Annotated in this window: 27 protein-coding genes; 11 read left to right on the forward strand and 16 right to left on the reverse strand. The window is 50.1% G+C overall.

What is annotated here, in order from left to right; genetic code table 11:
- Positions 1-25 precede the first annotated feature (25 nt).
- Both AC51G0_RS01855 and tldD read left to right on the forward strand, forming a co-directional pair.
- Positions 26-844, forward strand: a complete 819-nt coding sequence (locus AC51G0_RS01855; RefSeq protein WP_496301836.1) for a carbon-nitrogen hydrolase family protein — start codon at positions 26-28, stop codon at positions 842-844.
- Between the two features lie 49 nt (positions 845-893).
- Positions 894-2,312, forward strand: coding sequence for a metalloprotease TldD (tldD, locus tag AC51G0_RS01860; protein ID WP_496301838.1), 1,419 nt, complete (start codon positions 894-896; stop codon positions 2,310-2,312).
- A gap of 240 nt (positions 2,313-2,552) precedes the next feature.
- On the opposite strand, the gene yjgA is transcribed toward tldD, so the two are convergent.
- Positions 2,553-3,077 carry a ribosome biogenesis factor YjgA gene (gene yjgA / locus AC51G0_RS01865; protein WP_496300443.1) on the reverse strand — a complete coding sequence of 175 codons (525 nt, stop codon included), beginning with the start codon at positions 3,075-3,077 and terminating at the stop codon, positions 2,553-2,555.
- Positions 3,078-3,312: 235 nt separating this feature from the next.
- Between yjgA and pmbA the strand changes: the two genes are divergently transcribed.
- Positions 3,313-4,656 (forward strand): metalloprotease PmbA, encoded by a 1,344-nt coding sequence (gene pmbA, locus AC51G0_RS01870; RefSeq protein WP_496300444.1) that lies wholly within the window; start codon positions 3,313-3,315, stop codon positions 4,654-4,656.
- A 255-nt stretch (positions 4,657-4,911) separates the two neighbouring features.
- On the opposite strand, the gene mgtE is transcribed toward pmbA, so the two are convergent.
- The 12 genes from mgtE to AC51G0_RS01930 form a co-directional block, all read right to left on the reverse strand.
- Positions 4,912-6,270, reverse strand: a complete 1,359-nt coding sequence (gene mgtE, locus AC51G0_RS01875; protein ID WP_496300445.1) for a magnesium transporter — start codon at positions 6,268-6,270, stop codon at positions 4,912-4,914.
- Between the two features lie 321 nt (positions 6,271-6,591).
- Positions 6,592-6,867, reverse strand: a complete 276-nt coding sequence (locus AC51G0_RS01880; RefSeq protein ID WP_496300446.1) for an HPr family phosphocarrier protein — start codon at positions 6,865-6,867, stop codon at positions 6,592-6,594.
- Positions 6,864-7,715: an RNase adapter RapZ gene (gene rapZ / locus AC51G0_RS01885; protein ID WP_496300447.1), complete on the reverse strand. Its 852-nt coding sequence runs from the start codon at positions 7,713-7,715 to the stop codon at positions 6,864-6,866. The genes AC51G0_RS01880 and rapZ overlap by 4 nt, the downstream gene beginning before the upstream one ends.
- A 40-nt stretch (positions 7,716-7,755) precedes the next feature.
- Positions 7,756-8,205 carry a PTS IIA-like nitrogen regulatory protein PtsN gene (ptsN, locus tag AC51G0_RS01890; RefSeq protein ID WP_496300448.1) on the reverse strand — a complete coding sequence of 150 codons (450 nt, stop codon included), beginning with the start codon at positions 8,203-8,205 and terminating at the stop codon, positions 7,756-7,758.
- A 2-nt stretch (positions 8,206-8,207) separates the two neighbouring features.
- Positions 8,208-8,495 (reverse strand): ribosome hibernation promoting factor, encoded by a 288-nt coding sequence (gene hpf, locus AC51G0_RS01895; protein WP_064601809.1) that lies wholly within the window; start codon positions 8,493-8,495, stop codon positions 8,208-8,210.
- A 27-nt stretch (positions 8,496-8,522) separates the two neighbouring features.
- A complete protein-coding gene (rpoN, locus tag AC51G0_RS01900) occupies positions 8,523-10,010 on the reverse strand; it encodes an RNA polymerase factor sigma-54 (RefSeq protein ID WP_496300449.1) in 1,488 nt (495 codons plus the stop codon).
- Positions 10,011-10,118: 108 nt separating this feature from the next.
- The gene (lptB, locus tag AC51G0_RS01905; protein ID WP_496300450.1) at positions 10,119-10,844 is read right to left on the reverse strand and encodes an LPS export ABC transporter ATP-binding protein; all 726 of its coding nucleotides are present in this window, start codon (positions 10,842-10,844) and stop codon (positions 10,119-10,121) included.
- A 9-nt stretch (positions 10,845-10,853) separates the two neighbouring features.
- Positions 10,854-11,354: a lipopolysaccharide transport periplasmic protein LptA gene (lptA, locus tag AC51G0_RS01910; RefSeq protein ID WP_496300451.1), complete on the reverse strand. Its 501-nt coding sequence runs from the start codon at positions 11,352-11,354 to the stop codon at positions 10,854-10,856.
- The gene (gene lptC / locus AC51G0_RS01915) at positions 11,335-11,898 is read right to left on the reverse strand and encodes an LPS export ABC transporter periplasmic protein LptC (RefSeq protein ID WP_496300452.1); all 564 of its coding nucleotides are present in this window, start codon (positions 11,896-11,898) and stop codon (positions 11,335-11,337) included. The genes lptA and lptC overlap by 20 nt, the downstream gene beginning before the upstream one ends.
- Entirely contained in the window at positions 11,895-12,446 is a 552-nt protein-coding gene (kdsC, locus tag AC51G0_RS01920) for a 3-deoxy-manno-octulosonate-8-phosphatase KdsC (protein ID WP_496300453.1), read from the reverse strand. The genes lptC and kdsC overlap by 4 nt, the downstream gene beginning before the upstream one ends.
- Positions 12,446-13,417 carry a KpsF/GutQ family sugar-phosphate isomerase gene (locus AC51G0_RS01925; RefSeq protein ID WP_496300454.1) on the reverse strand — a complete coding sequence of 324 codons (972 nt, stop codon included), beginning with the start codon at positions 13,415-13,417 and terminating at the stop codon, positions 12,446-12,448. Before AC51G0_RS01925 ends, kdsC begins: the two co-directional genes overlap by 1 nt.
- 14 nt (positions 13,418-13,431) lie before the next feature.
- Entirely contained in the window at positions 13,432-14,397 is a 966-nt protein-coding gene (locus tag AC51G0_RS01930) for a calcium/sodium antiporter (protein ID WP_496300455.1), read from the reverse strand.
- Positions 14,398-14,845: 448 nt separating this feature from the next.
- On the opposite strand from AC51G0_RS01930, the gene mlaF reads away from it, so the two are divergent.
- From mlaF to murA, 7 genes are all read left to right on the forward strand, one after another.
- A complete protein-coding gene (mlaF, locus tag AC51G0_RS01935; protein ID WP_496300456.1) occupies positions 14,846-15,661 on the forward strand; it encodes a phospholipid ABC transporter ATP-binding protein MlaF in 816 nt (271 codons plus the stop codon).
- 83 nt (positions 15,662-15,744) lie between these two features.
- Positions 15,745-16,527, forward strand: a complete 783-nt coding sequence (gene mlaE, locus AC51G0_RS01940; protein ID WP_496300457.1) for a lipid asymmetry maintenance ABC transporter permease subunit MlaE — start codon at positions 15,745-15,747, stop codon at positions 16,525-16,527.
- Positions 16,528-16,566: 39 nt separating this feature from the next.
- Positions 16,567-17,046: an outer membrane lipid asymmetry maintenance protein MlaD gene (mlaD, locus tag AC51G0_RS01945; RefSeq protein ID WP_496300458.1), complete on the forward strand. Its 480-nt coding sequence runs from the start codon at positions 16,567-16,569 to the stop codon at positions 17,044-17,046.
- An 8-nt stretch (positions 17,047-17,054) separates the two neighbouring features.
- Positions 17,055-17,699: a phospholipid-binding protein MlaC gene (mlaC, locus tag AC51G0_RS01950; protein ID WP_496301839.1), complete on the forward strand. Its 645-nt coding sequence runs from the start codon at positions 17,055-17,057 to the stop codon at positions 17,697-17,699.
- Positions 17,692-18,003 (forward strand): STAS domain-containing protein, encoded by a 312-nt coding sequence (locus AC51G0_RS01955; RefSeq protein ID WP_496300459.1) that lies wholly within the window; start codon positions 17,692-17,694, stop codon positions 18,001-18,003. Before mlaC ends, AC51G0_RS01955 begins: the two co-directional genes overlap by 8 nt.
- A 19-nt stretch (positions 18,004-18,022) precedes the next feature.
- A complete protein-coding gene (ibaG, locus tag AC51G0_RS01960) occupies positions 18,023-18,280 on the forward strand; it encodes a BolA family iron metabolism protein IbaG (protein ID WP_496300460.1) in 258 nt (85 codons plus the stop codon).
- A 10-nt stretch (positions 18,281-18,290) separates the two neighbouring features.
- On the forward strand, positions 18,291-19,547 hold the full coding sequence (gene murA, locus AC51G0_RS01965; protein WP_496301840.1) for a UDP-N-acetylglucosamine 1-carboxyvinyltransferase: 1,257 nt from the start codon (positions 18,291-18,293) through the stop codon (positions 19,545-19,547).
- Positions 19,548-19,712: 165 nt separating this feature from the next.
- Here murA and degS read toward each other — a convergent pair whose 3' ends face one another.
- The 3 genes from degS to zapG all read right to left on the reverse strand — a co-directional run bounded on the left by degS (position 19,713) and on the right by zapG (position 22,959).
- Positions 19,713-20,780 (reverse strand): outer membrane-stress sensor serine endopeptidase DegS, encoded by a 1,068-nt coding sequence (gene degS, locus AC51G0_RS01970; protein ID WP_496300461.1) that lies wholly within the window; start codon positions 20,778-20,780, stop codon positions 19,713-19,715.
- 255 nt (positions 20,781-21,035) lie between these two features.
- The gene (locus tag AC51G0_RS01975) at positions 21,036-22,403 is read right to left on the reverse strand and encodes a Do family serine endopeptidase (protein WP_496300462.1); all 1,368 of its coding nucleotides are present in this window, start codon (positions 22,401-22,403) and stop codon (positions 21,036-21,038) included.
- A 136-nt stretch (positions 22,404-22,539) separates the two neighbouring features.
- A complete protein-coding gene (zapG, locus tag AC51G0_RS01980; RefSeq protein WP_496300463.1) occupies positions 22,540-22,959 on the reverse strand; it encodes a Z-ring associated protein ZapG in 420 nt (139 codons plus the stop codon).
- Between the two features lie 240 nt (positions 22,960-23,199).
- Between zapG and zapE the strand changes: the two genes are divergently transcribed.
- Complete coding sequence (zapE, locus tag AC51G0_RS01985) at positions 23,200-24,300, forward strand: cell division protein ZapE (protein WP_496300464.1); 1,101 nt, start codon at positions 23,200-23,202, stop codon at positions 24,298-24,300.
- Positions 24,301-24,395 lie beyond the last annotated feature (95 nt).

The following is a 24,395-nucleotide window of genomic DNA, read 5'->3' on the forward strand; positions in this document are numbered from 1 at the left end:
CTTTGTCAGAAAAAGGAAGTAAATGATGGCAATAGTGGGCGTTGTACAAATGAATTCAGGTGCCGATCCTGAAGAGAATTTACGGCAACTGAAAAAAAAGCTCAAAGGGCTGCAGTTGCAAGGGGCGAAGCTAGTTGTGACGCCAGAGAATTGTCTGGTGTTTGGTTCCCGTTTAGATTATCAGCGCCATGCTGAGCCTCTGGGAGAGGGGCCTTTACAGGCTGAATTATCAGCGTTTACACGGCAGCTAGGGATTTGGCTGCTGATCGGTTCGATGCCGATCCGCCAGCCTGACGGGGCTATCACCACAACAGCCTTGCTGTTCGATGATAACGGCCAATGCCTGGCGCATTACGATAAATTGCATATGTTTGATGTTGAAATAGAAGATCAGCATCATAGTTACCGTGAATCTGATACGTTCCAGCCAGGGCGTGATATTAAAGTGGTGCCAACACCCTTTGGCAACATCGGGTTATCAATCTGCTATGATATCCGCTTCCCACAGCTGTATACGGCTTTAAGAGAGCAGGGTGCTGATATTATTGTGGTTCCGGCGGCATTTACCAAAGTGACCGGTAAGGCTCACTGGGATGTATTATTACGTGCTCGTGCGGTGGAAACGCAGTGCTGGATTGTGGCTGCAGCCCAGTGGGGCGAGCATAATGAAGGCCGGGAAACCTGGGGACACTCAATGATAATTGATCCCTGGGGCCAGGTGGTTGCCTGCCAGCAGCAGGGAACCGGTGTACTGACGGCCGATCTGGATTTAAATTTAAGCCAGACCATAAGAACAAATATGCCTTTGCTGAAACACGCCCGGTTAGGTGTGCACCAGCGATAGGTATCTTACAAGAGCAAAGTGAATGACTCTGGAAACTGTAGAAAACACCATGCTGACCCAGTCAGGCTTGGGACGAGATGAATTAAGTCAAACTCTGGGGCTGATTGCGGCTCGGGATGTGGATTATGCCGATATTTACTTTCAGTCTTGTTGGCATGAGTCGTTAGTACTTGAAGACAGCATAATCAAAGATGGCTCGTTCAACATTGACCGTGGTGTGGGTGTTCGGGCAGTTGCTGGTGAAAAAACCGGCTTTGCCTATTCTGATCAGATCAACCAGCTGGCATTGACCCAGAGTGCAAAAGCGGCTCGTGGTATTGTCCGTGGTGGTGGAAACGGCAAAGTGCAGGCATTTAGCCCTGTTACGGCTTCAGGGATCTATGCACCAATTGATCCATTAGGGAGTTTTGACAAGCATCAGAAAATTGCATTGCTTGAAGAAATTGACCGTTACATCCGAACCAAAGAGCCGTTGGCGAAGGAAGTGTCTGTCAGCATCAATGGCGTGTATGAGCAGATACTGGTTGCCGCGCTAGATGGTACCTATGCGGCTGATATCCGCCCGTTGGTGCGTTTGTCTATCAGTGTACTGATAGAAAAAGGCGATAAGCGCGAGCACGGTAGTGCCGGTGGTGGTGGACGCTATGGTTATGAATATTTTCTCAATGAAGAAAACGGCAAGTCCATTGCGTTAAATTATGCCGATGAGGCAATCCGTCAGGCTTTGGTGAATATTGATGCCGATGCGGCGCCTGCGGGCACTATGCCTGTTGTACTCGGTGCGGGCTGGCCAGGGGTCTTGCTGCATGAAGCGGTTGGCCATGGCTTGGAAGGTGACTTCAACCGCAAGGGCTCATCAATGTTTGCTGGCCACATGGGCGAGCAGGTAACCTCACCCCTGTGCACCATTGTTGATGACGGCACATTGGTTGATCGTCGGGGTTCTCTCAATATCGATGATGAAGGTACACCCGGCCAATATAATGTACTGGTCGAAGGCGGTAAGCTTAAAGGTTATATGCAAGACAAGCTGAATGCGCGTTTGATGGGTGTAGCCCCGACGGGGAACGGCCGTCGCGAGTCCTATGCTCACCTGCCGATGCCACGTATGACCAATACTTACATGTTACCTGGGCAGCATACGCCGGAAGAGATCATTGCTAGCGTGAAGCAAGGGATCTACGCCCCTAACTTTGGTGGTGGTCAGGTCGATATTACCTCGGGTAAGTTTGTGTTCTCGGCCTCGGAAGCGTACCTGATCGAGAACGGCAAAGTGACGCGGCCAATTAAGGGAGCGACCTTGATCGGTAGTGGTATTGAAGCGATGCAGCAAGTATCGATGGTGGGTAATGATCTCGATATCGATCGCGGTGTCGGGGTATGTGGTAAAGCCGGCCAGAGTGTACCTGTTGGTGTTGGCCAGCCAACGCTGAAGGTTGATTCAATGACCGTCGGTGGAACGCAGTAACCGGGCCTGAGCCTAGCCGATATAAAAATGCCAGCAATGAGATTGCTGGCATTTTTTTAGTGCGCTTTTAAGCGGGGTTATACCAATCAGCATAAGTACTTGATCATTCTTGCTGGTTAAAATCACCTATTACTACATCAGAATTTTTGTAATTAGAACCACTAGTTACTGCAAATTCTTCCTTGCCTTAGGTGATTTTTCCTGCGCAATTATCTGAACATTTACTTATCCCGATTGGTATTAGTCTTCCAGGTACAGCTCTTTGAGGTATTGGAAGATCTCGCGGTACGCTTTCGCTGGCTTGTTTTGCGTTTTTTCTTTGTTCGCTTGGCGAACAAGCTGGCGCAGGCGCTGACGGTCAGCATCTGGGTGATCCACCAGAATGGCATTGATCATACTGTCGCCATTTTCGATCAGTTTGTCGCGCTTAAGCTCCAGCTTTTTCAGGGCAACAGTCGCCTGTGAGTGCTTGTTACGCAGCATATCCAGTGCGGCCTGGATTGGCTCAAGCTCAACTTGGCGCATTAGCTTACCAATTCGTTGTAACTGACGGCGGCGGGCTTCATTTTTAAAGCGCTGTGCGTCACGAATGGCATCCATCAGCTCTTCATCAAGCGGAATTTTTGCCAGCGCATTAGGCTTGAGCTCAACAAGCTCCTCACCAATTTTTTGCAGGGCTTCCATGTCGCGTTTCATCTCGGACTTGCTTACCCAGATGATTTCTTCTTCCTCTTCCCAAGGGGCTTTTTGGTTTTTACGGCTCATAACTGGCTCACTAAAGAAGGTAATGGCTCTATTTTATCAGTTTAATCATGATTTGGGGCGCAAATTCCACAGTGGCGGTGTTATCCTATAAGTAATACTAAATAGAGCACGTATCAGCGTTGGTTGGTGTGCTGCTAATCATAATCATGATCCCCATTTCATTAGTCACCTGTCAGAGTCAGATAGCTTTGGGTAACTTAATGAAATGGGTATCATTTCCTGAGAAAGTGAAGGTATGGACGTAAGAGAACAGGTTGCGCAGCAGCGCGTAGAGCTGGAAGTTGCGGTCGCAAAAGCATTAGAGCTGGCGGGCAAGCAGGCTGACGCTGCCGAAGTTGCTATTAATAAAACCACGGGTATTAGCGTATCCACACGTATGTGTGACGTTGAGAATGTGGAGTTTAATAGCGATGGAGCATTGGGGATCACTGTCTATCGTGGTCAGCGTAAAGGCAGTGCCTCTACCTCTGATCTGAGTGAGAATGCAATTGCCCAGACTGTTGCTGCGGCACTCGATATTGCCCGCTATACCTCAGAAGACCCGTTTGCAGGCCCAGGCCCTAAAGAGCTGATGGCCAAAGATATTCCGGATCTGGACTTGTTCCATCCCGATGAGCCTGAGCCGGATCATGCTGCCGCTATTGCCATCCAGGCTGAGCAGGCAGCGCTAGATTTCGATCCGCGTATCAAGCAGAGCGACGGTGCTAGCTATGACAGCCACTATGGTATCCGTGTCTATGGTAATAGCCATGGCATGTTGGCCAGCTATGCCTCAAGCCGCCACAGTACCAGCTGCTGTGTGATTGCCGAAGGTAAAAACGGCGAAATGGAACGTGATTACAGCTATACAACCGCGCGTCGTGCTTGTGACTTATGGACCCCTGAGCGAGTGGGCCAGCATGCTGCTGAGCGTACGGTTGGCCGTATTGACCCACAAAAGCTGTCGACCCGTGAGGCTCCGATTATGTTTGCCGCTGATGTGGCTACTGGGCTATTTGGGCATTTGGTGATGGCGATCAGCGGCTCTAACTTGTACCGCAAGTCGTCTTTCCTGCTGGATAAGCTAGATGAGCAGATCTTTCCTGAATGGATGAATATCAGTGAGCGTCCGCATATTCTCCGTGGCATGGCAAGTACACCTTTCGACAGTGAAGGCCTTGCTACCCATGATCGTGAAATTATCCAGGACGGTATCTTGCAGACTTACCTGATGACCAGCTACGCCGCGCGTAAGCTGGGCCGTCAGCCAACCGGGCATGCTGGTGGTATTCATAACTGGCTAGTTAAGTCGACGGGCGAAGACTACACCCAGATGCTGAAGAAAATGGATCGAGGCCTGTTGGTGACCGAGCTGATGGGTCAGGGAGTCAACATTGTTACTGGTGACTACTCCCGCGGTGCGGCGGGTTTCTGGGTGGAAAATGGCGAGATCCAGTTTCCGGTCAGTGAAGTGACCATTGCCGGTAACCTCAAAGACATGATGCAACATATTGTTGCGATTGGTACTGATACCGAAACCCGTAGCCAGATCCAGACCGGCTCTATGCTGCTCGATACGATGAAGATAGCGGGAGAGTAAAGAACTTATATGCTTTGCATAGGAAGCGTTTTACACTTCGTGTAAGAGGCGAGTACGCTTCGCTTCGGGAAGCGGGAATAAAAAGCGAGAGCTGTTGACTCTCGCTTTTTTGATTCTACAATCTGCGACGCTTCACGCTTCACGCTTCACGCTTCACGCTTCACGCTTCACGCTTCACGCTTCACGCTTCACGCTTCACGCTTCACGCTTCACGCTTCACGCTTCACGCTTCACGCTTCACGCTTCACGCTTCCTTTATACCAAAAATATTGTCGCCAGCCCCAAAAACACCGACAGGCCGATAATATCGGTAATGGTGGTTAGCGCCATTCCGCCCGCCAAGGCCGGGTCGATATTGAGTTTTTTCAGTAGGATAGGAATGCACACCCCGGCAATACCTGCGACCAGCAAGTTGGTCATCATGGCGCCGGCAATGATCACCCCGAGGATCAGGTTTCCTTTCCACACGACGACGACACCGCCAATAATTGCCGCCCAGAGAATGCCGTTGATCAAGCCGACCCGGGCCTCTTTGCTGAGCAGCCAGCGGGTGTTGGTTTCACCGATATGGCCGACAGCCAGGCCACGGATCACCAGGGCAACGGTCTGGTTGCCTGCGACCCCGCCCATTGATGGGACAATGGTCATTAGGATCGCAATCGCCGCCATTTTATCTAGGGTTTCTTCAAACATATTTGATACTGAAGCTGCAGCTAGTGCAGCCAGCACATTAACGCCTAGCCAAATACTCCGGCGTCGGGCCGATTTCATGACAGGAGCGAAGGTGTCCTCGTCATCATCCATACCCGCCATACTCATCATTGAGTGTTCGGCATCTTCACGGATAATATCGACGACGTCATCAATGGTGATACGGCCAACAAGCTGGTTGTTGGTATCAACGACCGGGGCAGAGAGCCAGTTGCGTCGTTCAAAGAGGTTGGCGACCTCACTGTCATCCATATCCACAGCGATAGCTTCATCCGCATCATCCATGACTTCCTGGATGGCGGTATCCGGCTGGGTGGTGATCAAGGTAGAGAGTGACAAATGCCCAATCAGCAGGTCATTTTGATCAACCACGTACAGGGCATCTGTCGCTTCGGGTAGCTCGCCTTTCATTCGCAAGTAACGCAGCACCACATCTGCGGTGACATCACCCCGGATAGTGATAAAGTCGGTGCTCATCATCCCGCCAGCCGTTTCTTCCGGGTAGGCCAGGGCTTTTTCTACCCGGTGGCGGTCTGTCGCATCCATCTGCGCCAGTACTTCCTGGTATTTATCATCAGGCAGGCTACGCAGTACATAGGCAACATCATCGGTTTCCATTCCCTCGGTCACGGCGGCCAGTTTTTCTGGCTCCATTTGCGAGACAATACCGTCTTTTACATCTTCCGACAGTTCATCGAGGATCTCACCTTGCTCTTCCGGATCGGTTAACTGCCATAATACCTGGCGCTCTTTAGGCGGCGAGGCTTCCAACAGGTGTGCGATGTCCTCCGGCTCCATATCCTGAAGCATTCGGCGGACATGGACAAACATGCCATTTTCAAGCGCTTGGTTGACTTCTTGCAGCGTCTGATGGGTCTTATCTTGTTCTAGTACATCCGCCATTGGTCGTGGTACCCCAAATTACTCTGATGCCGGCCGCGATACCCTGAACTGGTGAGTGAGGTGAACAGGGGAAATGCCGAGAAGGCATTGCTGACTGTTTAGCTTGATCTGCTTAGTTGGGTATGGCAGCGCAATAAGCTGAATTTTAACGCAATAGTGCAGTGGTTGTCTCACCAGATCTGAGAGGAAATAAAGATTTAATCTGCTTGAGGAATAGCTGTGGTGGCATGAAAGGAATGATTATGGTCCGGTTTTGCGGAAATTAACCCATAATCATTCTTTTTGGCCGCTTGATTGGCGAAGTTATGCTGAATGAGGCTGTTAGTTTTCTTCGTCAAAGCCCGCTTCAATTAGCTCAGAGACCGCAGATAGTGCCGCTTCGGCATCATTGCCATTGGCACTGACACAGATTTCCTGGCCTTGGGCCGATTCCAGCATCAATAGTCCCATTACGCTATCAGCAGTGGCACTTTTCTCGTCATTGCTGATAGTGATGGTTGCTTCGAAGCTTTGGGCCAATTCAACCAGCTTGATGGCGGCACGGGCGTGCAAGCCAAGGCGGTTCTTGATAAATAGCTGACGGCTTAAGGCGGTCATGAGCTTGCTTCCAGTGTACGGTGACGCACCTGGATCTGGTGGCCTTCACTGCGAAAATGCTCTGCTAGCTGCTGGGCTACGTATACGGAGCGATGCTGGCCACCAGTACAGCCAATAGCTACCGTCAGGTAGCTACGGTTATTTTTTTCCAGCATCGGTAGCCAGGTCTCAATAAAATTTCTGATCTGGTAGATCAGCTGGTTCACTTCATGGTGGCCTGAGAGAAACTCTTTGACGCCCTGATCCAGGCCGGTCAGAGGTTTTAGCTCGGGTACCCAGTGAGGGTTTGGCAAGAAACGGACATCAAAAACATAGTCGGCATCCGTGGGTAATCCGTGTTTGAAACCGAAGGATTCAAATACCATGACCAGCTCGCGTGCATCGCGGCCCAATACCCGGGAACGTACCGTTTCACTTAGATCGTGAATAGACTTATTGGTGGTATCAATCACCAGGTCGGCATGCTCTTTCAGTTCAGCTAGGCGGCTACTTTCCGACTGGATTGCTTGCTCCAGGCTCATGTTATCGCGTGATAACGGGTGCAGGCGGCGGGTTTCGCTGTAGCGCTTCACCAGCTCTTTGTCATCGGCATCAAGGAAAATCACGTTTACATCGAGCGTTTCACTGAGTGAATCCAGTGTTCTTCGGATCTCCTCAGGTTCATTAGGCATATTGCGAACATCGATGCTAACCGCGATATCTTGCTGGTTACTTTCGACTGTTTTGACAAACTGCGGCAGCAGGTTAACCGGTAGATTATCAACACAGTAATAGCCCAGATCTTCCAATACCCGCAGGGCAATGGATTTTCCTGAACCAGAACGTCCGCTTACGACCATTAACATCATGGCTTGTATACCTTAAATAACGGGAGTGGGGAGATGAGCATTATGCATCACAGGTTAGGATTTGATAAAGCTCTTCATCGCTTTTTGCGGTGCGTAGCTGTTTGCAGACTTGTTTGTTGCTCAGCTTTTCCGCCATGCAGGACAGGGTTTTAAGATGCTCCTTACATTGCGCATCAGGGACGAGCAGGGCAAAGAGAAGATCGACAGGCTGGTTATCAATGGCATCAAATTGGATCGGATCCATACACTGGATCAGTACAGCAATAGCCTGATCACTGTTATTGATCCGCCCGTGGGGAATGGCGATACCATTGCCAATACCGGTACTTCCCATTTTTTCGCGGCTGAGCATACACTCAAATAGCGGCTGGGGATTCTGGTCTAGGTGTTCAGCAGCAATCTCGCTGATGATCTCTAGGGCGCGTTTTTTGCTGGAGCAGTGAACTGCACTCTTGGTGCAGTCCAGGCTCAATACATTACTCAGTTGCATGATCAGTGGCTATTGAGTTTATCTTTGTGTTTGTTTAATTGACGAACCAGTTTATCAGTTAATGCATCAATAGCGGCATACATATTTTCAGAATCCGCTTTCGCGTGGATTTCTCCCGCGTTAATGTGCAAGGTCGCTTCGGCCACCTGCTGTAATTTTTCAACGTTCAGAATCACATGGACATTATTAATCTTATCAAAAAAGCGCTCCAGCTTATCGAACTTGGTCGTTACGTAATCACGTAGAGACGGGGTAATTTCGACATGGTGCCCTGTGAGATTAATTTGCATAGACATCTTCCTTCTGTTGGCGTCTGGTTAGAGCAGACGTTTTCGCTGATTAGACGGCGGGATACCCAGCGATTCACGGTATTTGGCGATGGTTCGCCGTGCCACCATGATGCCTTGATCCGCCAGTAATGTCGCAATTTTACTGTCACTTAGTGGCTTCGCCTGATTTTCAGCGGCAACCAGTTTCTTCACCAGTGCCCGGATAGCGGTCGAAGAGCACTCTCCGCCATTATCCGTACTAACGTGACTTGAGAAGAAATATTTCAATTCAAAGATACCACGTGGGGTGTGCATGTATTTTTGCGTTGTCACACGTGAAATCGTTGATTCATGCATGTCCACTGCCAGTGCAATATCGTTGAGCACCATAGGTTTCATGGCTTCTTCGCCATATTCAAAGAAATCCTGCTGGTGTTCAACAATGCAGCGGGCGACTTTCAGCAGCGTTTCATTGCGGCTTTCCAGACTCTTGATCAGCCATTTGGCATCCTGCAGGTGAGAGCGGATGAACTGGCTGTCAGCACTGTTGCGGGTGTTTTTGCTTAATGCAGCGTACTGCTGGTTGACCCGGATCCGCGGTACGCTATCGGGGTTGATGGTCACCACCCATTTGCCGTGATCTTTAAATACCGAGACATCCGGTACGACATACTCCGTTTCAGAGCTGACTACGCGGTTGCCCGGGCGAGGCTCCAGGCTGTGGATCAACTGCATCACCGCCTTCAACTCTGGCTCTTTGAGCTTGGTTTCGCGCATCAGCTGGCGGTAGTCCCGGTTGGCGAGCAAATCAATGTGCTGATTAAGCAGGATTTTGGCCTCAGCCAGCCAAGGGGTATCTTCCGGATAGGTAGCCAGCTGAAGTAGTAAGCATTCTTGCAGGTTACGAGAGGCAACGCCAAGCGGGTCGAATTGCTGTACGCGTTTTAGTACCGCTTCAACCTCATCCAGCTCGACCTCGTCATCGCCCATGCTTTCCAGTATTTCGTCGGCTGAACAGGTGAGATAGCCTTTCTCATCGGTGGCATCAATAATGGCGGTGGCGATGGTCAAATCGGTATCGCTAAAGGGCGTTAGCTGAACCTGCCACATCAAGTAATCTTGCAGGCTTTCAGTGGTTTCACCCTGATAGACGGGCATGTCGTCATCGATAGCAATGCCCGTACTGCCGGTACCTGCACTGTAAACATCATCCCAGGTGGTATCAACTGGGAGCTCTTCTGGCATCTCGCGCTGTTCAATGGCCTCAGAGGTATCGATAGGTTCTGGATCGTTACCTGACTCACTTTCCTGGGCAGAAACCTCATTGCTGCCTTGGCCGTCGGTTTTATTTTCTTCAGCACTAGGAGCCGCTTCATTGAGGTTCTCATCCAGCTCCAACAGCGGGTTAGCGTCCAGTGCTTCTTGAATTTCTTGCTGAAGGTCCAAGGTGGATAATTGCAACAGGCGAATGGCTTGCTGCAACTGTGGCGTCATTGCCAGTTGTTGACCTAGTTTGAGCTGGAGCGAGGTTTTCATATATGTGTATGTACCTTGTTGTTATCTTTGTCATGGTGCCAAGCACTGCTTAAACATCGGCAGTCGTCGAGCGTTTACGGGCTGGCTCCTGGTACGTCCTTATTTTAACTATAGACGGAACTGGTCACCCAGATAGACTCGTTTTACATGCTCATCATTGAGAACATCACTTGGGCTGCCGTGGGCAATGAGTTGCCCCTGGCTAACAATGTAAGCATGTTCACAGACATCGAGCGTCTCTCTGACATTATGATCGGTGATCAGGACACCAAGCCCACGATCGCGTAAATGTTCGATGATCTTTTTGATGTCGATCACAGATATTGGATCGACCCCGGCAAAAGGTTCATCAAGCAAAATGAATTTTGGATTGGCGGCGAGTGCCCGGGCGATTTCGACCCGGCGACGTTCTCCCCCTGATAATGCCATGCCTAAACTGCTACGAATGTGCTGAATGTTGAATTCATCCAATAATTCTTCCAGTTTATCTTGCCGCTCGGCTTTGCTGAGTTCCTTTCGGGTTTGCAATACCGCCATCAGGTTATCGTGAACGCTGAGCTTGCGGAATATAGAGGCTTCCTGCGGTAGGTAGCCGATCCCCATTCTCGAGCGGTTGTGCATCGGCTGCAGGCTGATGTCGTTTCCGTCGATGGTGATTGTACCTTCATCCCGGGCAACCAAGCCTACGATCATATAGAAAGAGGTGGTTTTGCCCGCGCCATTTGGGCCCAGCAAGCCGACGATTTTGCCTGAATGGACTTCGAGGCTGACGTCTGAAACGACTTTACGGCCGTTATAGCTTTTCGCCAAGTGTTCTGCTTTTAACGTTGCCATAATTGTCGCTTACTTCTTATTACTATTAAGCTGGTTCGGTTGCAAAATCGTGGTGACACGCTTCTTCTTGCCACTTTCTGCCACGAGTTTTTGCTCATCAATCTTGTAGCTGATGACCTTGCCCTGAATTTCACTGCCTTCCTGGATCAAGATGGCCTCATCGGTCATCTTCAGAAACTCTGTCGACGTTTCATAGCGCATTTTCAGTGCGGCACCATCGATAGGTTTACCGTCATCCATTATTTGGTGGAAGGTGGCTGGCTTGCCATAGGCATCGATGGTTTCCTTGCCTTCCGTATGTCCCCGGGTAACGACAACTTTATCGGCACGGATATCAATGCTGCCCTGGCGCAAGATCACGTTACCGCTAAAGGTCACAATATTCTTTTGAATATCGAGCTCTTGGTTATCTGAATCGATATATATCGGCTGCTCTGTATCGTTACTTAATGCCCAGCTAGATGCACTGATACAAAGGCAGAGCAGGGTACTAATTTTGTAAAGCTTCATATCTACCTTTTACATTCTTTAATAAGGTCGCCACGCTGCGGTCCATATTGCCCTTCATACCCGTGCCTTCATTTTGGAAGGCGCTGCCGGTGATGAGCACATGGTCGGGGGTGTCAAAATCTTTGCTGATCAGGTCAAGCCTCAGGCTTTCAGTTTGGATCACTTTGACTGCTGACTCTGGCAAGAGGTTAAAAATTCGGACATTGCCGTTCATTTGCAGAACCTGATTTTTATCTAACCTGGCGGTGTTCGAGCTGATACGCCACTCGGTTTCGGTACCGTCACGGTATACCCATAAGACGGGCTCGACAAAGTCGGTATCGCCACTTTTACTGAAGTGCTCCAGGTAGTCCGAATCTATCTGGTAGCTACGCAAACCTGACTCGTTAAACGAGGTGTTGACGACGGCATTGCCGGTAAATAACGGCTTTTCTGCGTCCGGTTCCACTTGAATATCTTCCTGCCAATAGTTGTCTAGCAGGTAGTAGCCAGTCCATGCACAAACGAACAGTAGCAATGCATAGAGTAGCTTCTGTAAGGTCATATACTTAAGCCTTTATGTTTATCTAATTCACCTTTGGCTTCAAGGATCAGGTCGCATACCTCGCGTACTGCGCCGTATCCACCTTGAATTTTAGTGACAAAGTCAGCACGGCGGGCCAGCAGGGGATGGCCGTCTGCGACACAGACTGACAGCCCGACTTTTTCCATTACCGGCCAGTCAATCAAATCGTCACCAATATAGGCGGTATGCTCTGGTGCGATACCAAGGTTCTTCTCGATATCGGCATAAGCGGCCAGCTTGTTGTCCTGCCCTTGGTAGACATGCTTGATGCCCAGTGCCGACATACGGTTTTCCACGATAGCCGACTTGCGGCCGGTAATGATTGCAATCTCAACACCGGCTGCCATCAATGACTTGATGCCATACCCATCACGGGTATGAAAGGTCTTTAGTTCTTCACCGTCATTACCCATGTAAATACGGCCATCGGAGAAGACGCCATCGACATCGCAGATCAGCAGTCGGATATTTTTTGCCTGCTGATACACCGTTTGACACACTGGTCCATAAATAGTTTCGATTTGCATTACATGACTCCGGCTTTTAGTAGGTCGTGCATGTTAAGGGCGCCCACCAGGCGTTCGTCTTCCGTGACCAGCAAGCCGTTGATCTTACGGTCTTCCATGAGCTTTAATCCTTCCGCAGCCAGTAACTGGGGCGAAATGGTAGCCGGGTCACGGGTCATTACCTCACCGATGGCCGTGTTGTGGATATCAACACGGTTGTCCAGCAGGCGACGCAAGTCACCGTCGGTAAAGATCCCGCTGAGCTTTTGCTTGCTATCAACGATGGCTGTCATGCCCAGCCCTTTGCGAGAGACTTCCAGCAGGGCATCTTTGATTGTGGCCTGTTCAGTCACAATCGGCAGCATCTCACCGGAGTGCATCACATCAGCAATACGCATAAGCAGCTTGCGCCCAAGCGCGCCGCCAGGATGGGACAGAGCAAAGTCATCGGCGGTAAAACCGCGGGCTTCCATTAGGGCAATAGCCAGTGCATCCCCCATAGCCAGTGTTGCCGTGGTACTGGACGTCGGTGCCAAATTCAGCGGGCAGGCTTCCTGGGCGACAGTGATCTGAAGATGGGTTTGAGCCAGTTTGGCCATGCTCGATTCCGGTTTACCCGTCATACTGATCAGCGGGATCCCCAGGCGCTTAATCACCGGCAGCAGGGTCAGAATTTCTGAGGCTTCGCCAGAGTTTGAAATTGCGAGCACCACATCGCCTTTTTTGATCATACCCAGGTCGCCATGGCTGGCTTCTCCCGGGTGAACAAAGAAAGAAGGGGTACCGGTACTGGCCAGGGTAGCGGCAATTTTATTGCCAATATGGCCTGATTTTCCCATTCCCATCACAATGACCTTGCCGGTACAACTGGCGATGAGACTGCAGGCTTCACTGAAACTGCCATTGATATACTGGGTCAGTTTCTGCAGGGCTTCTGCTTCAATTTCAATAACTTTGCGGCCAAAATTGCAATAATCAAACGTATTAGACATGGTTTAGGTCTCCGTTAAGCCGCTAGATTATAAAACAGATAGCCTTGATAGGCGACAAAGCAACAAATCAAGAATCCACCTTCTACTCGGTTGATTCTGCGACGCTTTCCAAGCGCCATCAAAAGCAGTAAGACAGAGATGCCAAGCATGACATAATAATCACGGCCCATCGCCAGCGGGCTAAGCACTGAAGGGTTGAGCAGGCCTGGGATCCCCATAACGGCAAGGATATTGAAGACGTTGGAGCCGATAATGTTACCGACAGCCATATCGTCTTCACCTTTATAGATACTGGCGATAGAGGCGGCCAGTTCCGGTAGGCTGGTGCCGATCGCGATAATTGTCAGGCCAATGACCAGGTCGCTCATACCGAAGAACTTGGCGATAGTGACCGCTGAATCAACCAGCATGCTAGCTGCATAGGGAAGCAGTACCAGTCCGACAACAACCCAAACCAGGGCCGCTTTGTTGCTGACACCATCGGGGATTTCTGATTCTTGTTCCTCGGCCAGTGGGTCGCCGGACTCTTTGGCAGAGCGGCTGATTTTCAGCATCACAAGCAGGAACATTACAAACAAGACCACCAGCAGAACGCCTTCAAGGAAACCCAAGTGGCTGTCCCATAACAGAGCGCCTGCGATAAGCGTTACGACCATCATCAAGGGTAATTCGCGGCGGATAATGCCCGAGCTGATCGCCAGCGGCTTTAGCAGGGCGGTGAGGCCGAGGATAAGCGCGATATTGGCAATGTTCGAACCCAGGACATTACCGACAGCCGTATCGGTTTTACCATCGAGAGCGGCTGTGGCTGAAACCATCATTTCTGGGGCGGATGAGCCCATTGCAAGAATTGTCATACCGATGACTAATGGTGCAACACCGAGATTTTTTGCCAGTGCAGCGGCACCAAAAACAAGTCGATCTGCACTCCATACCAGTAAAGCCAAACCAATACAGAGCAACACAATGGCTTCGAGCATTCTTATCCCTTTTGTCGTAAATCTTTAGATAGTAGTTAGGAGGGCAATTTTGACGGTTCGCTGACTAAAAAGAAAGGAAAAGCCGTGACTAATTGAGCGGAGCGAGAAGTTATTGTGATGCCTTGTTCCTTTCTTCACTCAAAATGCCCAGGGGGAAGGCGTTGCATTGTGCCTGATGATGTGGCTGGCAATGACGAAAATCAATATGTTGGACACGTATAATGAACTCATGGGCGGACTGCGGCTCTAATCGTTCTGCATTCTTGGAAATTGATAGCTGAATAAAGGCTGAAATTACACAGATCTTACAGTTCTCGTCTTGAGTTGGTTGGATAATGTACCTATGATCGATGCTTAGCGGTTAAATTATTAATAATATTAATTATATCCTCCCTGATCCGGAGGGCGAAAAAGACAAATTAAGGCCGGAGCGGCCGACAGGATGGCTATGGAACAGACTGAAGCGCTAGTTTCGATCAAGAACATGACATTCTTGCGGGGTGACCGCAAGATTTTCGATGATGTGTCATTGGATGTGCCCAAAGGTAAAGTTACGGCCATTATGGGGCCATCGGGAATAGGAAAAACCACCCTACTGCGACTTATCGGTGGTCAGATCCAGCCTGATAGCGGTGAGATATGGTTTGAGAGCTGGAATATCCCGACTCTGAGTCGGAGTGAACTGTATCAGGCGCGCAACAAGATGAGCATGTTGTTTCAGTCTGGGGCGTTATTCACGGATATGACGGTGTTTGACAATGTGGCTTTTCCGCTGCGAGAACACACTGACTTGCCAGAAGATTTACTACATACCCTGGTGCTGTTAAAGCTTGAAGCGGTGGGGTTGCGCGGTGCGGCGCAGCTGATGCCGAACGAGTTATCTGGCGGGATGGCTCGGCGAGCAGCACTCGCAAGGGCAATTGCCCTGGATCCTGATTTAATCATGTATGACGAGCCGTTTGTGGGCCAGGATCCAATAACCATGGGGGTCTTGGTTACTTTGATCCGAAGCCTGAACCAGGCGCTGGGAACCACATCAGTGATTGTGTCCCATGATGTGCCTGAGGTAATGAGCATTGCCGATCATGTCTACTTGCTGTCCGGAGGTAAAGTCATCGGCCAGGGAAGTCCTGATGAATTACGGGCGGATCCGGATCCTCAGATCCGACAGTTTCTTGATGGTGATGCTGATGGCCCGGTGCCGTTCAAGTATCCGGCCCGGGACCTGAGTGATGATATTTTTGGGGTGGTTGAGCCAAAGTAGCTGGGAATACCATCATATTAGCGCGTGCTTGAGATGGTCGGTCGCCAGCAGGTACAACATATAGAATAAGGTAATTATCAAGAATGATAGCGGATTTTATTGCGCGGCAAGGACGGCGAGGTATTGATAAATGCCAGACTGTGGGACGTGCAAGTTTGTTACTTTACGGGGCGTTGGTTAGCAAACCCCAGCCAAGGAAAATGTTTCCGCTGCTGATGAAGCAGCTGTATTCGGTCGGGGTGTTGTCGGTTGCCATTATTATGGTTTCCGGTTTGTTTATTGGCATGGTATTGAGCCTTCAGGGCTACATTGTGTTGGTTGACTTTGGCGCTGAAACCAGCCTCGGACAGATGGTGGCGCTGTCACTGCTACGAGAGCTGGGGCCGGTTGTCGCCGCCTTGTTGTTTGCCGGCCGGGCAGGCTCGGCGCTAACGGCTGAAATAGGTTTGATGAAAGCCACTGAACAACTCTCAAGTATGGAAATGATGGCGGTGGATCCACTGCGTAGGGTGATTGCCCCCCGTTTTTGGGCCGGGGTAATTTCACTGCCGCTGTTGACCTTATTGTTTTGCGCCGTTGGTATTTGGGGCGGTCAGCTGGTTGGCGTTGACTGGAAGGGGATCGACCATGGAAGTTTTTGGTCGGTGATGCAGTCATCGGTGGAACTGGGTTATGACATAGGTAATAGCATCATTAAAGCCGCGGTGTTTGCGGTTACGGTAACTTGGATTGCGGTGTTCAATGGCTATGATGCGGTACCGACATCAGAAGGGATCAGCCGGGCGACAACAAGAACTGTCGTGAACTCGTCACTGGCGGTATTGGGATTAGATTTTGTGCTGACTGCTTTGATGTTTGGTAACTAACAAGCGATAAGACACTAACGGAACGTTGGGAATTAACGGATGCAACAGATAAGAAAATTAGAATTGTGGGTTGGTGGATTTGTTCTTGCAGGGTTTGTCGCCCTGTTGGTACTGGTCTTCAAGGTCGCGGATGTACAGAGCATTGGTGGTAATGAGTCTTATACCCTGAAAGCCCATTTTGATAATGTCGGCGGATTGAAAGTGCGTTCACCGATCAAGGTGGGTGGCGTGACCGTGGGTAAAATCACTGATATTACCTTAGATACGGAGAGTTATATTCCGGTGGTAACCCTCGCGATCGAGAAAAAGTTCGGTTACTTTCCAGAAACCAGTTCGGCTGCCATTCTTACATCAGGGCTGCTGGGTGAGCAGTACCTGGGGATTGAGCCGGGCTTTATTGATGAAGATATCGAAATGCTGGCTGATGGCGATTTGATTGAGGATACGAAATCGGCATTGGTGCTGGAAGATATGATTGGCCAGGTGCTGTATAGCATCGGCGGTGATAGTGATAAATAGGGATCATGATGAAATTCGTTCAATATGTGTTGTTGATGCTGCTTTCGTTACCTTTGTTCGCTCAGGCTGCGACTGTTGATAAAACCGACCCTTACCTGATGATGGAGACCGTTTCTCGGGTAACGTTTGATCGCCTGAAAGCCGAGCAAGCCCAGATCCAGCGGAATCCTGAGTTATTGCGTACTGTTGTAAGGCAGGAGCTGCTGCCGTATATCAACACCCGCTATGCCGCTTATAAGGTGTTGGGGCCCCAGCTGAAAAAAACAACGAAAGTGCAGCGTAACAATTTTGTCAGTGCTTTTACTGAGTATCTGGTTGCATCTTATGCCCAGGTACTGACTCAGTACACTGATCAGGATATTAAAATTGAGCCACCGAAGTCGGTGCCTGCTGGCCGCACCATCGTGTCGGTCCGGGTTGATATCGTCGATACCAAGCGCCCGCCTATCCGTCTGGACTTCAAGTTGCGCAAAAACAAGAAGACCAATGAATGGCAGGGCTATGACATGGTGGCCGAGGGGGTCAGCATGATTTCGACTAAACAGAGTGAGTGGAGTGGCCAACTTCGCACCGAGGGTGTCGATGTAGTAACAGCGAATTTGAAAGAACTTGCGGCGAAACCGATACGCCGTGAGGATAAAAACAATGAATGAGCCTAAGATTGAGTGGCGAGTTCAGGAAAATGGCTATTATTGCTTGTCAGGGGAACTGGAACGTGACACAGTTCCAGCTTTTTGGCAGCAAAGACATGAATGGATGCCACAGGATGCCAGGGTAAAGCTCGATCTTTCTGCTTTATCTCGGGTAGACTCGGCGGGCATGGTGATGTTACTTCATGTATATCAACAGCTCAGCAATAATGGCAGTGAACTGACGTTATTGAATGTGCCGGAACAGCTTGTCACTTTGCTACGCCTGAGCCATGTCGAATCAATGTTAGCTGCTTGTATTGACTAAGCAGCAAAGAGGATAGCTTGTGGAAATCTCCGAAATTAAACAAATTCTGGAAAATGCCCTAGAACTTGATGAAATCATTGTTAAGGGCGAAGGCAGCCACTATGAAGTGATTGCCGTAGGTGCCATTTTTGAAGGCATGAACCGAGTAAAGAAGCAGCAGACGATCTATGGTCCGCTGATGGGGCAGATTGCGACGAATGATATTCATGCGTTAAGCATTAAGACATTCACGCCGGAAGAGTGGGCGCGTGACAAAAAGCTAATGTCGCTGTCCTAAGAGGTTAATGATGCAAAAGTTTCGAATCCAGGGCGGTGGCCCATTAAGTGGCGAAGTCTCCATTTCTGGTGCAAAGAATGCAGCATTACCTATTTTGTTTGCCTCTTTGCTGGCAGAAGAGCCGGTTGAAGTGGCCAATGTGCCTAAGCTACGTGATATTGATACCACGATGGAGCTACTGGGCCGTCTAGGTGCCAAAGTCACCCGTAATGGCTCGGTACATGTCGATGCCAGTGGTGTGAATGAGTTCTGTGCTCCGTATGAGCTAGTAAAAACCATGCGAGCTTCCATTTGGGCGCTAGGCCCGCTGGTGGCACGTTTCGGCGAAGGCCAGGTGTCTCTGCCGGGGGGTTGTGCAATTGGTGCGCGCCCGGTAGACCTGCACATTCATGGCCTGGAGCAGCTCGGTGCTAAGATTGCGCTTGAAGAGGGTTACGTTAAGGCAACCGTTGATGGTCGTCTTAAAGGCGCGCATATCGTGATGGATAAGGTCAGTGTCGGCGCGACAGTGACAATTATGTCTGCCGCGACCTTGGCTGAAGGTAAAACCGTCATTGAAAATGCTGCCCGTGAGCCAGAAATTGTCGACACGGCAGATTTTTTAAATACCCTTGGTGCCAAGATTAGCGGTGCCGGTACCGATACCATTACGATTGAAGGTGTCGAGCGGCTCGGTGGTGGTTACCATGAAGTGGTTGCCGATCGTATTGAAACCGGTACGTTCCTGGTGGCTGCGGCTGTCTCTGGTGGCAAGATCATGTGCCGTCATACCAAACCTTCATTGCTGGAAGCAGCACTTGCCAAGCTAGAAGAGGCGGGTGCAGCTATTGATACGGGTGAAGACTGGATCAGCCTTGATATGACGGATCGTGAGCTAAAAGCAGTAAACATTCGTACGGCACCACACCCAGGTTTCCCGACCGATATGCAGGCTCAGTTCTCGCTGTTGAACCTGATTGCCAAAGGCACAGGGATCATTACCGAGACGATCTTCGAGAACCGTTTCATGCACATCCCTGAGCTGATCCGTATGGGTGCCCATGCAGAAATTGAAGGCAATACGGTGATTTGTGGTGATACGGATGGCCTGAGCGGTGCTCAGGTGATGGCTACTGACCTACGAGCCTCTGCTAGCCTGGTAATTGCCGGCAGCATCGCCGAAGGCGAAACCATCGTTGATCGTATTTACCATATCGATCGTGGCTACGAGCACATTGAAGATAAGTTCAGTGCGCTGGGCATGAAGATTGAGCGCTTTAGCGAATAGGTAAAGGCTTCGCCTTGGAAGCGTATTTACACTGCGTGTAAGAGGCGTTTGAGGCTACGCCTCAGATGTGAGTTGCGCTTCGCTCCGAGAGGCGAGAAAAAGCGAGAGTTGTTGACTCTCGCTTTTTTTTGTATTTGCAATTTGCGGCGCTTCCCGCTTCCGCTCTTAATAGCCATTCGGCTCATCGGCGATCAGTACCGATAGCGTAGTCGGCATACCATTACGCAGTACTTTCATGTCGATATGGTTGCCAGGGCGAAGTTCGGTAACGATATCGAGCACATTGCGCCTGTCGGTTACCCGCTTGCCGTCAATTTCGATCAAGATATCTTGGACCTGAAAACCCGCTTTAGCGGCAGGGCCATTCGGATCCATTCCCATGACAATGATCCCGCTGACCTGCTCCGCATCGTATAGGCGTGCCATCACTGGGTTGATGTCCCGCGCTTCAATACCAATGTAGCCGCGGATCACCCGGCCATCGGCAATCAGTTTGTTCATGATCTTCTGGGTTAGCTCATAAGGAATGGCAAAGGAAATACCATAGGTTTCAATATCGGTTGCCTGCTGAAAGGAGGCGGTATTGATCCCGACAAGTTCGCCGCGGGTATTGACTAGTGCCCCGCCGGAATTACCTTCATTGATGGCGGCATCGGTCTGGAGAAAATCCTGGCGGCCGTAGAAACTCATGCCGGAACGGCCTGTGGCTGAAATGATACCGTAGGTGGTGGTTTGGCCCAGATTATATGGGTTACCGATGGCGAGCACGACATCACCGACAGCGGGGTTGTAGTCAGGGCTCAGTGGAATTACCGGTAGGTTCTCGGCCTGGATTTTGAGGACCGCAATATCTGTCCGCTGATCTTTACCGATGAGCTGGGCGGTAAAGATACGGCCGTCTTGTAATGCAGCGATGACCTGATCGGCTTCGGCGACGACATGGTAGTTGGTGACGATATAACCCTTGTCACTCATTATCACGCCAGAGCCCAGCCCCTGTGTGCTCAGTTTCAGCCGATCCTCGGCATTGTAACGGCGGTTATAGATATTCACCACGGCCGGAGAAGCACGACGCACTGCAAAGTTATAGGATAGTTGGGCCTGGCTTGTCTCTACGGGGGCCAATGACACAGGTGTTTGGATCATCTGGGTGCGAAGTTCAGGAAAAATAACGAGTAAGGCAATAGCTGTGACGACGCCAAGTAAAATGGACCGACGAATAAAAGCCAGCATGCTTGCTCCCCTGAAACGAAAATGGCGGCAGTGCGCGATTAGTGCATTATATGAATTATGTCGACGAGGATATCATTACCGCGACTAGATACCAAACGGTACAGGGTACTTAGATCGTTGTAGTGGCGAAGCGGATGTTCGGGTGGCATTCACGCGATGAATGCAACCTTGCTGGGAATAACAAGACCAGAGATGAGCTGAAAGCCTACTGGGAGAGTTGGGGGGAATCGGGCCATCGCTGGCCCGAAAATAGGATTAGCGGATGATCAGGTAGAGTATATTACTGCCCCGTTTCACTTCCAGTGCGAGTACATTGGGACTTTTTTCAAGGGCTTTGCGTAGCTCGCCGAGATTTCGGATTGGCTGACGGTTGAGGCCGAGGATAATGTCATCTTTCTGTAGGCCATAGCGTGCTGCCAGTGACTTATCATCAATATTGGTGACTTTCACCCCTTTCACGCCATCATCGGCCGTTGTATTGGTAAATTCTGCGCCAGCCAGGCCTGGGTGAAGGTTTTCTGCTTTGACCTTACTCTGGCTTGCCTCTTGCAAAACTACCGATACGGTTTGTTCTTCGCCGTCACGGACAATGCCCAAGGTTGTTTTCTTGCCGGCACCCAGTGTAGCGATTTTCGCCCGAAGCTCACCGAAGGTGCGGATCTGCTTGCCGTTTACAGACACAATAATGTCTCCGGCTTTTAACCCTGCTTTTTCTGCAGCAGAGTCTGGCATGACCTGGTTGATAAATGCACCGTGGTTGGTTTCATAGCCGAAGGCTTCTGCTAACTCGGAGGTCAGCTCTCCACCCTGAACCCCCAATATGCCGCGTTTGACTTCACCAAATTCGAGGATTTGCTCGGTTAGGTTTCTCACCATATTGACCGGGATAGCAAAGCCGATACCGACATTGCCGCCGTTTGGCCCTAATATGGCGGTATTGATCCCGACCAGTTCACCGTTGAGGTTGACCAGTGCCCCGCCGGAGTTACCGCTATTGATGGCCGCATCGGTTTGGATGAAGTTCTCGAAATTCTCGATATTGAGCCCACTACGGCCAAGGGCGGAAATGATTCCCGAGGTAACCGTCTGGCCAAGGCCGAAAGGATTCCCGATCGCCACAGCAAAATCACCGACCCGAAGGTTGTCGGAGTCTGCCAGCTGAATAGCCGTCAGGTTCTTGGTCTTTTCTATTTTGAGCAGGGCGATATCGGACATTTCATCACTGCCGATTAATTCAGCAGAGAGCTCTCGACCGTCATGGAGCTGGACGGCGATTTTATCCGCGCCGTTAATGACATGGTGGTTGGTAACAATATAGCCTTTGTCAGCATCGACGATGACACCGGAGCCTAACCCTCTAAATGGCCGCTCGCGAAGTTGTTCTTCAGGAAATTCAGGGCCAAAGAAAAATCGGAAGGTTTCAGGAAGGCGTTGCCTCGAGACCTGCTTGCCTTCGACGGCAATGCTGACAACCGCGGGGGTGACTTGCTCCAGCATCGGGGCGAGGCTAGGTAGTTGTTGGCTGTTGGTTGAAAGGGGTAGGGCAGCAGTCGCCGTAACTGGGGTAATAACAGAACTGATGCCGAGTGCCAGTGCACTGAATACAAGCAAAGGTTTTTTCATTATTACTAAACTCCGGTTTTACAAGTAGTAGTACCATTCCATAGTGACTATAAACATCTAAGAATCAATCACCAAGGTGGGGAATCGGTATTAGCTCAGACTTGAAAACCGGGGTTTAGTTCCTCAAAAAACGGAATTAGCTCGCTTTAGGCTCTTCCACTTTTTCAGGTTCGTCTTTCAGTAGGCCTGTTGCACCGTTGGCGTAGTCACGCGGCTGGTCCTGAGCCTCCCCGCTTTCTGGCACGGCCTCCAGGGTGCTGATACGGCGTGCAAACGGGTTATCCTGATCGGGAAGATTAGGCATCAGCTCTGTTGAGGTTTTTGCCATGTGCTCATACAGCTTGCTGTAATCTTTAGCAATGTTATCTAGCAGCTCTGAGCTACAGGCAAAATGATCCACCAGCTCCTGGCGGTATTGCTCAAGTTCGTATTTTGACTTATCCAAGTCTTTCTTTAGCTCTTTTTGTTGTTTGAGGCTTTTATTGCCTAAACGGGCCGCAAAAGCACCAGCAATTGCACCAGCGGCAAAAATGAGAAGCGCATATATCCAAGCCATGAAAAACTCCTTGTGACTTTGTGAATACCAAGTTGTTTATGTCGGTCAAAGACGTTGTGGCGGCATATCAATTAGTTAGAACATGCCAGAGCCGACGGGTCTTTCCTTTTGTATACCAGATAGGTTAATTGGTGCTGAATGGCTGCCAATTAACCTGTTTCGTATAGTTACTATACATGCACAAACGCTGCCATGGTACTATCTGATGCCAAAGATGGACTAATTGGGTAGCGGTAAAGGATGACTCCACAACAACAATATCAACATGATCTCCAGCGCACAGATTTTATGGCCGATCCAGCACAGGCTGTGGCCGTCAGCCACCTTGAAGGGCTCTATCATCGGATGCTTGCACCCAAGCCAGAAGTCAAAGCCTCGTTGTTGTCGCGGATGCTCAAGCGGGAGCAAAATACCGATATGACGCCAGTGAAGGGGCTGTATTTTTGGGGCGGTGTCGGGCGGGGGAAAACTTACCTGGTTGATACGTTTTATGAATGTTTACCGACTGAGCGCAAAATGCGGGTTCATTTTCACCGTTTTATGCATCGCGTACACCAAGAGATGCAGCAGCTCTCCTCGCAATCAGATCCACTGGAGCGGGTTGCTGACCGGTTCAAGGCCGAAACCGACATCATCTGTTTTGATGAATTCTTTGTGTCTGATATTACTGATGCGATGATCCTCGGTACTTTATTCGATGCCTTGTTCCGCCGCGGCATCACACTGGTCGCCACCTCTAATATTCCGCCGGATGAGCTGTATCGCAATGGCCTGCAACGAGCCCGTTTCTTGCCGGCTATCGCATTAATTAACCAGCATTGTGACATCGTTAATGTCGATTCCGGTGTTGATTATCGCCTGAGGACCCTCGAACAGGCTGAAATTTACCATTATCCGCTTGATACCCAGGCCGAACGCAATATTGAGCAGTATTTCACCCAACTGAGTGTCGAGCCCAGGACCCAAGATAAAGCCATTGAGATCAACAACCGAATGTTGCCCACACGCCACGAGGCTGACGGGGTAGTGCATTTTACCTTCCAGACCTTATGCCAGACGGCCAGAAGCCAGACTGACTATATGGAAATCGCCCGTATTTACCATACGGTGCTGGTATCAGAAGTGATCCAGATGGGGGAGAAGGAAGATGACGCTGCGCGGCGCTTTATTGCGATGGTCGATGAGTTTTATGAACGCAATGTTAAGCTTATTATGTCGGCACAAACGGATCTGGCGCAGCTATACCGTGATGGTCGCCTTGAGTTTGAGTTCAAGCGCTGCTGTTCCCGTTTGATTGAAATGCAAAGCCACGATTACCTGGCAAAGCCTCACCTTGCCTAGGCATAAATGAGTGAAATAAAGCTGGTTTAACTGGTAAAAAACGGCTGTTTTTCGCCAACAATCGGCCGAAGAGAAAAAATCGCATTTTTTTTTGA

Source organism: Photobacterium sp. HL06 (genome assembly GCF_059552575.1).

Bases quoted from the DNA above. Each gene is read 5' to 3' on its own strand.
- zapE (WP_496300464.1), top strand. From the start codon at position 23,200: ATGACTCCACAACAACAATATCAACATGATCTCCAGCGCACAGATTTT.
- hpf (WP_064601809.1), bottom strand. From the start codon at position 8,495: ATGCAAATTAATCTCACAGGGCACCATGTCGAAATTACCCCGTCTCTA.
- mlaE (WP_496300457.1), top strand. From the start codon at position 15,745: ATGATAGCGGATTTTATTGCGCGGCAAGGACGGCGAGGTATTGATAAA.
- AC51G0_RS01975 (WP_496300462.1), bottom strand. From the start codon at position 22,403: ATGAAAAAACCTTTGCTTGTATTCAGTGCACTGGCACTCGGCATCAGT.
- murA (WP_496301840.1), top strand. From the start codon at position 18,291: ATGCAAAAGTTTCGAATCCAGGGCGGTGGCCCATTAAGTGGCGAAGTC.
- AC51G0_RS01855 (WP_496301836.1), top strand. From the start codon at position 26: ATGGCAATAGTGGGCGTTGTACAAATGAATTCAGGTGCCGATCCTGAA.
- degS (WP_496300461.1), bottom strand. From the start codon at position 20,780: ATGCTGGCTTTTATTCGTCGGTCCATTTTACTTGGCGTCGTCACAGCT.
- lptA (WP_496300451.1), bottom strand. From the start codon at position 11,354: ATGAAGCTTTACAAAATTAGTACCCTGCTCTGCCTTTGTATCAGTGCA.
- AC51G0_RS01955 (WP_496300459.1), top strand. From the start codon at position 17,692: ATGAATGAGCCTAAGATTGAGTGGCGAGTTCAGGAAAATGGCTATTAT.
- mlaD (WP_496300458.1), top strand. From the start codon at position 16,567: ATGCAACAGATAAGAAAATTAGAATTGTGGGTTGGTGGATTTGTTCTT.
- rpoN (WP_496300449.1), bottom strand. From the start codon at position 10,010: ATGAAAACCTCGCTCCAGCTCAAACTAGGTCAACAACTGGCAATGACG.
- kdsC (WP_496300453.1), bottom strand. From the start codon at position 12,446: ATGCAAATCGAAACTATTTATGGACCAGTGTGTCAAACGGTGTATCAG.
- lptC (WP_496300452.1), bottom strand. From the start codon at position 11,898: ATGACCTTACAGAAGCTACTCTATGCATTGCTACTGTTCGTTTGTGCA.
- AC51G0_RS01930 (WP_496300455.1), bottom strand. From the start codon at position 14,397: ATGCTCGAAGCCATTGTGTTGCTCTGTATTGGTTTGGCTTTACTGGTA.
- rapZ (WP_496300447.1), bottom strand. From the start codon at position 7,715: ATGATGTTAATGGTCGTAAGCGGACGTTCTGGTTCAGGAAAATCCATT.
- pmbA (WP_496300444.1), top strand. From the start codon at position 3,313: ATGGACGTAAGAGAACAGGTTGCGCAGCAGCGCGTAGAGCTGGAAGTT.
- AC51G0_RS01880 (WP_496300446.1), bottom strand. From the start codon at position 6,867: ATGACCGCCTTAAGCCGTCAGCTATTTATCAAGAACCGCCTTGGCTTG.
- mlaC (WP_496301839.1), top strand. From the start codon at position 17,055: ATGAAATTCGTTCAATATGTGTTGTTGATGCTGCTTTCGTTACCTTTG.
- mgtE (WP_496300445.1), bottom strand. From the start codon at position 6,270: ATGGCGGATGTACTAGAACAAGATAAGACCCATCAGACGCTGCAAGAA.
- zapG (WP_496300463.1), bottom strand. From the start codon at position 22,959: ATGGCTTGGATATATGCGCTTCTCATTTTTGCCGCTGGTGCAATTGCT.
- ptsN (WP_496300448.1), bottom strand. From the start codon at position 8,205: ATGCAACTGAGTAATGTATTGAGCCTGGACTGCACCAAGAGTGCAGTT.
- yjgA (WP_496300443.1), bottom strand. From the start codon at position 3,077: ATGAGCCGTAAAAACCAAAAAGCCCCTTGGGAAGAGGAAGAAGAAATC.
- mlaF (WP_496300456.1), top strand. From the start codon at position 14,846: ATGGAACAGACTGAAGCGCTAGTTTCGATCAAGAACATGACATTCTTG.
- AC51G0_RS01925 (WP_496300454.1), bottom strand. From the start codon at position 13,417: ATGTCTAATACGTTTGATTATTGCAATTTTGGCCGCAAAGTTATTGAA.
- tldD (WP_496301838.1), top strand. From the start codon at position 894: ATGCTGACCCAGTCAGGCTTGGGACGAGATGAATTAAGTCAAACTCTG.
- lptB (WP_496300450.1), bottom strand. From the start codon at position 10,844: ATGGCAACGTTAAAAGCAGAACACTTGGCGAAAAGCTATAACGGCCGT.